General features: G+C 74.5%; 8 protein-coding genes. 4 read left to right on the forward strand and 4 right to left on the reverse strand.

Features of this window, described 5'->3' with window-relative positions; all coding sequences use genetic code 11:
* Positions 1-75: 75 nt before the first annotated feature.
* Complete coding sequence (locus ACH34T_RS22460) at positions 76-1,545, reverse strand: MFS transporter (protein WP_395994161.1); 1,470 nt, start codon at positions 1,543-1,545, stop codon at positions 76-78.
* Between the two features lie 115 nt (positions 1,546-1,660).
* On the opposite strand from ACH34T_RS22460, the gene ACH34T_RS22465 reads away from it, so the two are divergent.
* A complete protein-coding gene (locus ACH34T_RS22465) occupies positions 1,661-2,239 on the forward strand; it encodes a TetR/AcrR family transcriptional regulator C-terminal ligand-binding domain-containing protein (protein WP_395994162.1) in 579 nt (192 codons plus the stop codon).
* Positions 2,240-2,308: 69 nt separating this feature from the next.
* On the opposite strand, the gene ACH34T_RS22470 is transcribed toward ACH34T_RS22465, so the two are convergent.
* A complete protein-coding gene (locus ACH34T_RS22470; RefSeq protein ID WP_395994163.1) occupies positions 2,309-3,388 on the reverse strand; it encodes a mechanosensitive ion channel family protein in 1,080 nt (359 codons plus the stop codon).
* A 186-nt stretch (positions 3,389-3,574) separates the two neighbouring features.
* On the opposite strand from ACH34T_RS22470, the gene ACH34T_RS22475 reads away from it, so the two are divergent.
* The gene (locus ACH34T_RS22475; protein ID WP_395994164.1) at positions 3,575-5,239 is read left to right on the forward strand and encodes a CocE/NonD family hydrolase; all 1,665 of its coding nucleotides are present in this window, start codon (positions 3,575-3,577) and stop codon (positions 5,237-5,239) included.
* A gap of 15 nt (positions 5,240-5,254) precedes the next feature.
* Here ACH34T_RS22475 and ACH34T_RS22480 read toward each other — a convergent pair whose 3' ends face one another.
* The gene (locus ACH34T_RS22480) at positions 5,255-5,710 is read right to left on the reverse strand and encodes a peroxiredoxin (RefSeq protein WP_395994165.1); all 456 of its coding nucleotides are present in this window, start codon (positions 5,708-5,710) and stop codon (positions 5,255-5,257) included.
* A 10-nt stretch (positions 5,711-5,720) separates the two neighbouring features.
* Positions 5,721-6,329 (reverse strand): histone deacetylase, encoded by a 609-nt coding sequence (locus ACH34T_RS22485; RefSeq protein WP_395994166.1) that lies wholly within the window; start codon positions 6,327-6,329, stop codon positions 5,721-5,723.
* Positions 6,330-6,495: 166 nt separating this feature from the next.
* On the opposite strand from ACH34T_RS22485, the gene ACH34T_RS22490 reads away from it, so the two are divergent.
* Both ACH34T_RS22490 and ACH34T_RS22495 read left to right on the forward strand, forming a co-directional pair.
* Positions 6,496-7,752, forward strand: coding sequence for a glycosyltransferase (locus ACH34T_RS22490; RefSeq protein WP_395994167.1), 1,257 nt, complete (start codon positions 6,496-6,498; stop codon positions 7,750-7,752).
* Between the two features lie 247 nt (positions 7,753-7,999).
* Entirely contained in the window at positions 8,000-10,978 is a 2,979-nt protein-coding gene (locus ACH34T_RS22495) for an AAA family ATPase (protein ID WP_395994168.1), read from the forward strand.
* Positions 10,979-11,101 lie beyond the last annotated feature (123 nt).

Here is an 11,101-nt window from a genome sequence, read left to right on the forward strand (position 1 = left end):
ACCCGGCCGCCGTCAGCACCGCAGGACCCGGCGGCCGTCAGCGCCGCCGGACCCGGCCGCCGTCAGCGAACCGCGTCAGCGCCTGACGCGCAGCACCAGCAGCGCCACCAGGACGGACGCCGCCGCGAACACCCCGCCGGTCGCGAACGCCGCGTCCATCCCGTCGACGGTCTCGCCCACGTCCCCGCCGCCGGACGCGACAGCCCCGTGGACGGTGACCATGACGGCCGAGCCGAACGACGCGCCCGACCACAGCATGGCCTGCGCGACGCCGGAGGCGGCCCCCGCGTCCTCGGGTCCGACGCTCGCGAGGATCGTGGCGTTCAGCGGCATGATCGACATCCCGCCGCCCGTGCCCATGAGCAGGAACGGGCCGAGCAGCCCGGCGGCGTAGCCGTCGCCGGGCGAGAGCGCGGCCAGCCACAGCAGCCCGATCGCGACGAGCGCGGTCCCGGCGACGACCAGCCGGCGGGCGCCGAGGCGCGGCAGCAGGTGCGGGACGGTCCTGACGGTCGCGAACTGCATCCCGACCAGCGGCAGGAACGCCAGCCCCGCGCGCAGCGGCCCGTAGCCGAGGACCTGCTGCAGGTACTGGGTGAGGAAGAAGAACGCCCCCATCATCCCCGCGACCAGCAGGAACTGCGTCAGATAGGACGCGGCGCGGTCGCGTCCGGCCAGCAGCCACAGCGGCATGACCGGCTCGCGGGCCCGCCGCTCGACGGCGACGAACCCGGCGAGCAGGACGGCCGCCGTCCCGAACGCGGCGAGGGCCGGGCGGTCGTCCCAGCCGTCCGACCCGACCCGGATCAGCGCGTAGACCAGCGCGGTCATCCCGCCGGTGGACGCGACGGCGCCCGCGACGTCGAACCGGCCGGAGCGGCCGATGCCGAACCGGCCGGAGCGGCCGGGACGGCGTGCGGTCTCGGTGAGGACGCGGGGCGCGAGCAGCGCCAGCGCGACGCCCACCGGGACGTTGACGAAGAACACCCACCGCCAGGACCCGGCCCCGGTCAGCACGCCGCCGGCGAGCATGCCGGCGGCGGCGCCGGCGCCGGTCACGGCGGAGAAGACGCTCAGCGCGCGGACGCGGGCCTGGCCCTGGAAGTTCGTGGCGATCAGCGCCATCGCGCTCGGCGCGGCGACGGCGGCGGCGACGCCCTGCGCGGTGCGGGCGGCGAGCAGCCACCAGCCCTCGGTGGCGAACCCGCCGAGCAGCGACGCGGCGGTGAACAGGACGATCCCGGCGGTGAAGGCGCGGCGGCGTCCGAAGACGTCCCCGGCCCGGCCGCCGAGGAGCAGCAGCCCGCCGAATGCGAGCATGTACGAGTTCTGGATCCAGGCGAGGCCGCCGGTCGACATCCCGAGCCCGTCGCGGACCTGCGGGAGCGCGATGGTGACGATGGACGTGTCCACGCCGATCATGAGCTGGCAGCCGACGATGACGGCGAGGACGATGCCTGGGCGATGATGGACGCGCGGTGCGACGGCGTCGGGGGAAGCGGTGAACTCCCCCGGCTCGGCCGTCCGCCGGTTCGATGCGGTCAAGGCCGACCTTTCGAGCTACGGAGATTTAAGGAACGGCGACGTACACTATGTGGGGAACGTACCACCGATTCGCATCAGAAGGAACGCTAGCGTTCACTATTTTGGGGAGCGCGCCGTGAGCCCGGCCACCCGCCGCCGCGGCGGCGACCTGGAGGCGGCGATCTACGACGCCGTGTTCGAGCAGCTGGAGGCCGTCGGCTACCGCCGGCTGACCATGGAGGGCATCGCGGCCGCCGCCCGCACCGGCAAGGCCGCCCTCTACCGGCGCTGGCCGTCCAAGGACGAGCTGATCACCGACGCGCTCAAGCACGTCCTGCCGGGGCCGCCAGGCCCGCCCTCCACCGGGAAGGTGCGCGAGGACATGCTGGCCGCCGTCACCGTCCTGCGCGACACGCTGACGGCCTGCCGCGGCGCCGCGTTCAAGGTGCTGAAGGAGGAGGGCCAGGGCGGCAAGGGCATCCTGCACGACGTCGTCCGCCAGCGCGTGAGCCAGCCCGTCAAGGACGTCCTGTACCAGGCGCTGGTGGCGGCCGCCGAGCGCGGCGAGATCCGTCCCGAGGCCGCGACCAGGCAGATCGCGAACGTCGGCCCGGCCGTGATCGTCTACCACACCCTGACCGAGGGCGGCACGATCACCGACGCCCACCTGGAGTCGGTCGTCGACGACGTCCTGATGCCCCTCATCCGCCGCTGACGCACGCCGATCCGCGGCTGACGCACACCGGTTCGCGGCTGGCGGACGCCGGTCCGCGGCTGACGGACGTCAGAGGGGCAGCTCGTCCCTGCGGGACGGACCGTCCGTCCGGGGCAGTTCGCGGGACGCCTCGTCGACGACGACGCGGTGGTGCCAGTAGGGCGGGGCGACGCCCTCCTCGCGGAGGGCGCGGTGCAGACGCTTCAGGAACTCGTGCTTGATGAGGAACTGGTCGCCGAACTCCGTCGACCGCAGGATGACGTGGAACCCCACGGTCGCGTCGTTGAAGTCGTCGAACCGGACGAGGACGCTCGTGTCCTCCACGCCGCCCTGCACGTCCTTCATCACGTCCTGGCCGACCTCCATGATGAGCTGCTCCACGCGGTCCAGGTCGACCTCGTAGGCCACCTTCGCGTAGACCATGATCGACATGTCCTGCGCGGGGCGGTGGTAGTTGGTGAGGATCGTGTCGGAGAACCGCTGGTTCGGGATGACCTCGATGTTGTCCGACAGCGTCCGGATGGAGGTGTTGCGCCAGTTGATGTCGACGACGTACCCCTCCTGGCCGGTGGACAGCTTGATGTAGTCGCCGGGCTCGATCGTCTTGGACGCCAGCACGTGCACGCCCGCGAACAGGTTCGCCAGGGTGTCCTGGAGGGCGAGCGCGACCGCGAGGCCGCCGACGCCGAGGGCGCCGAGCAGCGGCGAGATCGAGACCCCGAGGCTCTGCAGCATCACCAGGATCCCGACGCCGATCACCACCACCTTGGCGATGTTGGCGAAGATCGTCACATTGGCGGCGACGCCCTGCTTGGCCAGCGCGTACGAGCCGACCGAGCTCGCGATCAGCCGGGCCAGCGCCACCGACACCACGAAGATCGTCACGGCGGTGAGCACCTTGCCGGTCACGTCCAGCGTGCCGCGCGGCAGCTCGAGCACCTTCACCGCGATCCACAGGCCGAGGATCACCGAGACGGGGACGGCCAGGTCCTTGACCAACCGGGCGGCCATGTCGTCCCAGGCCCACCGGGTGTCGCCGGCCCGCCTGAACAGCCGTCCGGTCAGCAACCGCAGAAGGATCGCGATCGCCAGGGCGCCCGCCAGCACGATCGCGGCGGCGATGATCCGCTCCCAGCTCAGGTCACCCATGACGCGTGCATCTCCCCTTCCGCCGGACGGGGCCCGGGCGGGCCCTCGACGACCCCGCGGGCCGCCCATTTCCGTCCGTTTTGCCATGTTGTGCGCCCCTGATGGTAGTGAAGACCCGGAGCGTGCGAGGCACATCACGGGCTCCCGGGACGGGGATCTACCTGCGAGGCGATTACGATCGATCAAGTGGTAGGCGTCGGAATGATGCGCCGGCTCGGGGTCACGGCGCTGGGACTGCGGAACGGCCCCCACCGCGTCACGGTCGAGCGCGACCTGGAGGTCCCGGCCGGCGACGGCGTCACGCTGCTGGCCGACCACTACGCGCCCGCCGGCGTCGAGCGGGCGCCGACGGTGCTCGTCCGGTCCCCGTACGGGAGGCGCGGGCCGTTCGGGCTGCTGTGCGGGCAGGGGTTCGCGTCGCACGGGTTCCAGGTCGTGGTGCAGAGCGTCCGCGGCGGCTTCGGGTCCGGCGGCGTGTTCGAGGCCCTCGACGAGCGCGAGGACGGCCTCGCCACCGTCGAGTGGCTGAAATCACAGCCCTGGTTCGGCGGGACGTTCGCCATGCACGGCCCGAGCTACCTCGGCTACGTCCAGTGGGCCGTGGCCGCGGACGCCGGGCCGGAGCTGAAGGCGCTGTCCATGCAGGTCACGGCGTCCACGTTCCGGGACGCCGTGCACGTCGGCGGGACGTTCGCGCTGGAGTCGGCCCTCATCTGGGTGGACATGACCGCGCGGATGAAGAACTCGCTGTCCGGCATCTCCGCCGCCGTGCTGTCGCCGCGCCGCGCCCGCCGGGCCACGCTGTCCGGACGCCCCCTCGCCGAGCTCGACAAGCTCGCGACCGGCGAGCAGCAGCGCTTCTTCCAGGACCTCCTCGTCAACGGCCCCGACACCCCGTTCTGGGACAAGCGCGACTTCTCCCCGACCGTCTCGCAGGTCACGGCCCCGGTGAACATGACCGGCGGCTGGTACGACATCTTCCTGCCCTGGCAGATCAAGGACTACGCCGCCCTCCGCGCCGCCGGGCGCCGCCCGTACCTGACGATCGGCCCGTGGTTCCACGCCGATCCGCGGATGATGCGCGACTCGGTCGGCGAGTCCATCGCCTGGTTCCGCGCGCACCTGCTGGACGACCCGTCCGAGCTGCGGGAACAGGCCGTCCGGCTGTACATCACGGGTGCGGGCGAATGGCGCGAGTTCCCCGACTGGCCCGTCCCCGGGATGCGCGAGGAGCGCTGGCACCTGCAACCCGGCGGCGCCCTCTCCCCCGGCGCGCCGCCCGAGTCGGAGCCCGACGCCTACCGCTACGACCCGAACCACCCGACGCCGTTCCTCGGCGGCCCGACGCTGCTCGGCGAGAACCACCCGTCCACGGACCAGAAGCGGCTGGAGCGGCGGCGCGACGTGCTGACCTACACCTCCGAGGTCCTCGACGACGACCTGGAGATCATCGGCCCGGTCACCGCCGACCTGCACGTCCGGTCGAACCGGGAGCACACCGACTTCGTCGTCCGGCTGTGCGACGTCACCCCGGACGGCGAGTCGCTGAACCTGTGCGAGGGGATGCGGCGGCTCGTCCCCGGCACCCCGGAGCCCGGGGAGGACGGCGTCCGGCACGTCGCCATCGAACTGTGGCCCGCCGGTCACCGTTTTCTGCGCGGCCACCGCGTCCGCGTGCAGGTCGCCAGCGGCGCCTATCCGCGCGTCGCCCGCAACCCCGGCACCGGCGCCCCCATCGGCACCGCCACCGAGATGCTCACCGCCGACCAGGAGATCTTCCACTCGCCCGCGCACCCGTCCACCGTCAACCTGCCCGTCGTCGCCCGGACCGGCGGTCAGGACGACGGCTGACGCACCGCCCGGCGGTCAAGACGACCGCTGACGCAGCGCGGCCAGCGCCTTGTCGGCGTGGACGCCCATCCGGATCTCGCTCTTGACGACCGCGAGGACGCGGCGGTCGGTGTCGATCACGAAGGTCCGGCGCCTGGTCGGCATGAGCGCGAGGCCCCGCTTGACGCCGAAGCGGGCGCGGACCTCGCCGGACGGGTCCGACAGCAGCGGGTAGCCGAAGGAGTGCTTGTCGGCGAACTCCTTCTGCTTGGCGACCGCGTCGGCGCTGATGCCGACCGGGTGGGCGCCGACGGCGGCGAGCTCGGCGACCAGGTCGCGGAAGTGGCAGGCCTCGGCGGTGCAGCCGGGGGTCATGGCGGCCGGGTAGAAGAACAGGACGACCGGGCCCCGCTCCAGCAGGCCGGTCAGCGTGCGCGGTTCGCCCGTCTCGTCGGGCAGTTCGAAGTCGTCGACGACGTCACCGGCGTTCATGGTCCCGAACCTAGCCGAGAAGGGCGGTGATGTCCCCGGCCGTCCACGCGCCGCGGGCGCCGGGGCGGGCGGCCAGGTATGCGCCGGCGCGTCCGGCGGACCAGCCGTGCGCCTCGCGCAGGCCGTTGCCGAGCATCGTGAGGTACGGGGCCGTCGGCGCGTTCGGCGGGTGCCGGTCGGACGACGTGAACGTCAGCATCGGGTGGCCGCCGCGCTCCCCCACCTTCAGGACGGTCTCGTACCGCCCCGGCCCGAGGCGCTGGCGGCCCCGGGCGACCGCCTCGGACAGGTCGTGGTCGGCGCCCACGTCGCGCCGCATCTCCTGGGACAGGACGTCGCAGAACTGGCGGCGGGTCAGCAGGTACGCGCGGGCGGCGGCGCGGCCGGGCAGGCCGGGGTCGTAGAACGCCATCCCGCCGCCCCAGACCAGGGACGTGTACCCGAAGTAGATCCCGCCGGGCACCGTGACCGCCCGCTCGGCCCGGGCGGGACGCGGGTCGCGGCAGCCCGTGTAGTGCCGGTTCCCGCCCTCCGGACGGCCGCCGGACAGGTAGCAGCGGAACCTCTGCCGGAAGAGGTTCGACCCGTACGCCACGTACCAGAGCGGTTCGTCGTCCATATCGTCCAGTATCCCCACAGGTCGGCGGCGGTGCGCGGCGCGCACGGGGCGGGAGATCCGATTCGCGAGGTTTGACGGGTGCCGCGATCGGATAGAAACTGGCCAAGCAGGTGTCTACGACGCAGATACCTCCGTGCTTCCCCTGTGTTGTCCCGGAGGATCCGCCATGCACCGGCCGCTCAACATCGCTCTCGTGTCCGCCTCCGACCTCGACGGCGAACACCTGGAGTCCGTCCACGTCCGGGATCTCGCTCGTTCGCTCACCCGTCCGCTTTCGGCCGACGGGAAGCCGAACCAGGTCACGGTCTACGCCCGGCGTCAGGACAAGTCCGCCCGCACCCGGGTCAGGCTGGCGCCGCGCGCCGCGCTCGTCCACCTCGACGCCGGGCCCGCCCGCCCGCTCACCGACGACGAGCTGCTGAAGCACGTCAGCGACTTCGCCGACGGGCTGCGCCGCCGCTGGTCAGGGGCCGGGCGCCCCGACATTGTGCACGCCCACGGCTGGGTCGGCGGGCTCGCCGCCTGCGCCGTCGCCCGCGAGCTCGGCATCCCGTTCGCGCAGAGCTACCACGGCGTCGCCGCCGCCGAGCGCCGCGCCGGGAACCGGGTGCACCCGCACCGCGACCGGCTGGAGAAGGCCATCGGCCGCGACGCCGACGTCGTCCTCGCCGGGCACGCGGAGGAGGCGGGCGCGCTCGTCCGGATGGGCGTGCCGCGCCCGAGCGTCTCCGTCGTCCCCTACGGCGTGGACGGCGAGCACTTCGCGCAGGTCGGCCCGGCGATGCCGCGCGGCGACCGGCGCCGGCTCGTGATGATCTGCGGCGACCTGGAGGCCGGGGACGTCGCCACCGCGCTGCGCGCCCTGGTGCACGTCCCGAACGCCGAGCTCGCCGTCGCCGGCGGCCCGGTCCGCGAGGAGCTGGAGAACGACCCGGTCGTGCACCGGCTGGTGCTGCTCGCGAAGGAGCTGCACGTCAACGACCGGGTGATCTTCCTCGGGCGGCTGCCCCGCAAGGCGCTGCCGAAGCTGCTGCGGACGGCGAGCCTCGCGCTGTGCCTGACCCCCCACCAGCCCTGCCCGGCGGTGCCGCTGGAGGCGATGGCGTGCGGCGTCCCCGTCGTCGCGACCCCGGCGGGCGGGAACGCCGACGAGGTGCTCGACCACATCACCGGCCTGCACGTCCCGGCGGGACGTCCGGTCGTGATCGGACGCGCGATCCGGCACCTGCTCACCGAGGAGACCACGCTGCACGGCTACTCCATCGCCGCCGCCGACCGCGCCCGCTCCCGGTACTCCCTGGAGCGGATCGCCGCCGAGACGCTCCGCGCCTACCAGCGGGTCCTTCCCGTTCCGGAGCCCGAGGAGGCGCCGCAGGACGAGGCGGAGCACGACACCGGCCGAACCCCCGCCCTGGCCGGCTGACGCACCGTCCTCCAGCCCCCGCCCGCCACCAACCGAACGACGAGCTCCGCTCGGCCCCCGACCGCGGGCCCCGGATCCCTCCCCGGACCCGGGGCCCGTCAACGTCCGGCCCCTCTCGCGCCCGCCCCGCTCGCGCCCGCCCCGCTCGCGCCCGCCCGCTCGCGCCCGGCCCCCATTCGGGCCGTTGGTTTCGGGGGTGTCGTGTCCCGGCTGGTGGATAATGGTCTTTGACCGGAAGGGGCCGTTTGTGCTGATCGGCAGGGCCGCGGAGTTCGCGGAGCTGACCGGCGCGCTGGCGCGGGCCGCCGCGGGCAGCGCCGGGGTCGTGCTCGTCAGCGGGGACGCGGGCGTCGGCAAGACGCACCTGGTGGCCGCGCTGACCCGCGCCGCCCGCGACGACGGCTGCGCGGTGCTCGTCGGGCAGTGCGCCGAGCTGGGCGAGAGCATGCCGTACCTGCCGCTCGCGGACGCGCTGTGGACCGCCGCGCAGGCCGGCGCGCCGGAGTCGGACGCGGTCCGCGCCGCGCTCGACGCCCGGCCCGTCCTCGGCCGGCTGCTGCCCGACAGCGGCGCCGACCCCGGCGCCGTGACGGAGCTCGGCCAGCAGCAGCTGTTCGGGGCGGCGCTCGGGCTGCTCGGCGAGCTGGGGCAGGAGCGGCCCGTCCTGCTCGTCCTGGAGGACCTGCACTGGGCCGACCGGTCGACCCGGCACCTGCTGACGTTCCTGTGCCGCGTCCTGCAACGCGAGCGCGTGTGCCTCGTCGGCACCTACCGGTCGGACGACCTGCACCGGCGGCACCCGCTGCGGCCGGTGGTGGCGGAGCTGCTGCGGCTGCCGAACGTGACCGGCGTCGCGGTCGCCCCGTTCCGGCCCGGCGAGACCGCCGCGTACCTGGCCGAGCTGTCCCGCGGGGGCGCGCCGGTGACGACGGACGTCGTCGAGCGGGTGCACCGCCGCTCGGAGGGCAACCCGTTCTACGCCGCCGAGCTGTACTCCGCCGGGCTCGACGTCCCCGGCGGCGGCGAGCCCGCTGAGTTTCCGTCCGCGCTGCCGTCCGCGCTCGCCGACCTGCTGCTGTCGCGGATGGAGCGGCTGTCGGACGGCGGGCAGCGTGTCGTGCGGGTCGCGGCGGTCGCCGGGCGCCGCATCGACGACGAGCTGGCCCGCCGCGTGTCCGGGCTGGACGAGGCGGCGGTCGGCGAGGCGCTCCGCGAGGTCGTGTCGCACCAGCTGCTCGTCCCGTCCGGGACCGGGTACACGTTCCGGCACGCGCTGCTGCGCGAGGCCGTCTACGCCGACCTGCTGCCGGGCGAGCGGACCCGGCTGCACGCCGACTTCGCGCGGCTGCTCGCCGGCCTCCCGGACGGGACGCGCGGCTCGGCGGCGGAGCTGGCCCACCACAGCCTCGCCGCGCACGACCTGCCCGCCGCGTTCGCCGCGTCCGTCCGGGCGGGGCGGGAGGCGCGGCGGCTCGGCGCGCCCGCCGAGGCGTTCGAGCACTTCGAGCGGGCGCTGGAGCTGTGGGACGCGGTCCCGGACCCGGAGGCCGCCGCGGGCACCGACCGGATCCGGCTGTCGCTGACCGCCGCGAAGGAGTCGTGGCGGGCCGGGGAGCCGCGGCGGGCCGTGCACCGGCTCCGCCGGCTGGCCGACGTCGTGGGCTCCGCCGACCCGGCGGACCGGCGGCTCGGCTCCGAGATCCGCGAGCAACTGGCGACGTGCCTGAACGACATCGACGAGCTGGAGGAGTCCCGGGCGACCGCGCGGGCGGCGGTGACGATGCTCGCGGACGACCCGGAGTCCGTCGAGCGCGCCTGGGCGCTCGCCACCTACGCCCGCGCGCTGCTCTACCGCGACCCGGACACCGAGATGCCGGAGTTCGCGGAGAAGGCCGTCGCGGAGGCCCGCGCCGCCGGGGCCACCGGCGCCGAGGCGGCGCTGCTGGTGACGCTCGGGCTGTACCGGGAGTCGCGGGAGGCCGACCCGGGGGTGGTGGAGCTGTTCGCGCGGGCCCGCGACCTGGCCGAGGCGTCCGGCGACAGCCCGCTGGCGGCGACGCGCGCCAGGTTCCACCACAGCCGGGCGATGTTCGACCGCGGCGACCTCGCGGGCGCGGCGCGCTGCGCCGACGAGGGCGTGCGGTACGTGCTGGACAACGGCCTCCGCTGGAGCACGTACGGGATCATCATGCGGTCCCTGCGGTACCTGATCCACTACACGACCGGGGACTGGACGGAGGCGAACCGGCTGGCGGACGAGTTCGCCGTCCAGGTCGTCCGCCCGGCCGAGGCGCAGATCTCCGCGTACGCGCTGTTCGTCGAGGTCGCGCAGGGCTCCCCGAGGGCGGACGAGCGGCTGCGGTGGATCGAGCCGCAGCTGCGGGAGGACCTGTTCCTCAACTACCTCGCCCGGGGCCTCGCGGCCGAGCACGCCCTGTGGCGGGGCGATCCGCACGCGGCGGTCGAGCACGTCGAGAACGTCCTCGGCACCCCGTACGGCGAGACGGACGGCGCGATCCGCCTCGCGGCGACGGGCCTGTGGGCGCACGCCGAGATCGCGGCCCGCGCCCGCGCGGCCGGCGACGACGGCGCGGTGCGGGCGGCGGCCGAGGCGGCCGACGCGCTGCTGCGCCGCGCCACCACGGTCTTCACGGTCAACACCGACGGGGTCCCCCGCACCTGGTTCGGGCTCGAAGGGCACGCCTGGCTGGCCCGCGCCAGGGCCGAGCGGCGCCGCGTGGACGGCGTCCTCGACGCGGACCTGTGGCGCAGGTCCGCCGGCCTGTTCACCTACGGCGACGCGGACGGCGGGTTCGTCTACGAGGTGGCGCGGTCGCGGTGGCGGCTGGCCGAGGCGCTCGCCGAGAACGGCGACCGGGAGGCGGCCGCGGCGGAGTGGCGGTCGGCCGTCGAGAGCGCCCGGCGGCTCGGCGCCGAGCCGCTGCTGGCCGGGCTGCGCGACCTCGGGACCCGCGCCCGGCTCGGTTCCACCGACGGCGGCGGCGCGGCGACGTCCGGCGGGTCGGGACCGCTCGCGTCGCTGACCGGGCGGGAGCGCGAGGTGCTGAAGCTGGTCGCGGACGGGCTCGGCAACCGGGAGATCGCGGCGAGGCTGTTCATCTCGCCGAAGACGGCGAGCGTCCACGTCTCCAACATCCTCGCCAAGCTGAACGTCGCCACCCGCACCCAGGCCGCCGCCGTCGCGCACCGCGAAGGCCTCGGCTGACGGTCCGGCTGGTCGCCGTCCGGCTGACCGCCGCCTCCGGCACCCGCTCACGGTCCGGCTGGTCGCGCGCCGGTACGGTGACGGGCGCGTGCGCCGGACGGTAGATCTTCACGGGTCATTCGT

It is taken from the genome of Actinomadura sp. 9N215 (assembly GCF_044326345.1).
In the GTDB taxonomy this organism is placed as follows: domain Bacteria; phylum Actinomycetota; class Actinomycetes; order Streptosporangiales; family Streptosporangiaceae; genus Spirillospora.

Excerpts from the sequence above, each read along its gene's own strand:
- ACH34T_RS22470 (WP_395994163.1), bottom strand. The coding sequence starts at position 3,388 with ATGGGTGACCTGAGCTGGGAGCGGATCATCGCCGCCGCGATCGTGCTG.
- ACH34T_RS22485 (WP_395994166.1), bottom strand. The coding sequence starts at position 6,329 with ATGGACGACGAACCGCTCTGGTACGTGGCGTACGGGTCGAACCTCTTC.
- ACH34T_RS22490 (WP_395994167.1), top strand. The coding sequence starts at position 6,496 with ATGCACCGGCCGCTCAACATCGCTCTCGTGTCCGCCTCCGACCTCGAC.
- ACH34T_RS22480 (WP_395994165.1), bottom strand. The coding sequence starts at position 5,710 with ATGAACGCCGGTGACGTCGTCGACGACTTCGAACTGCCCGACGAGACG.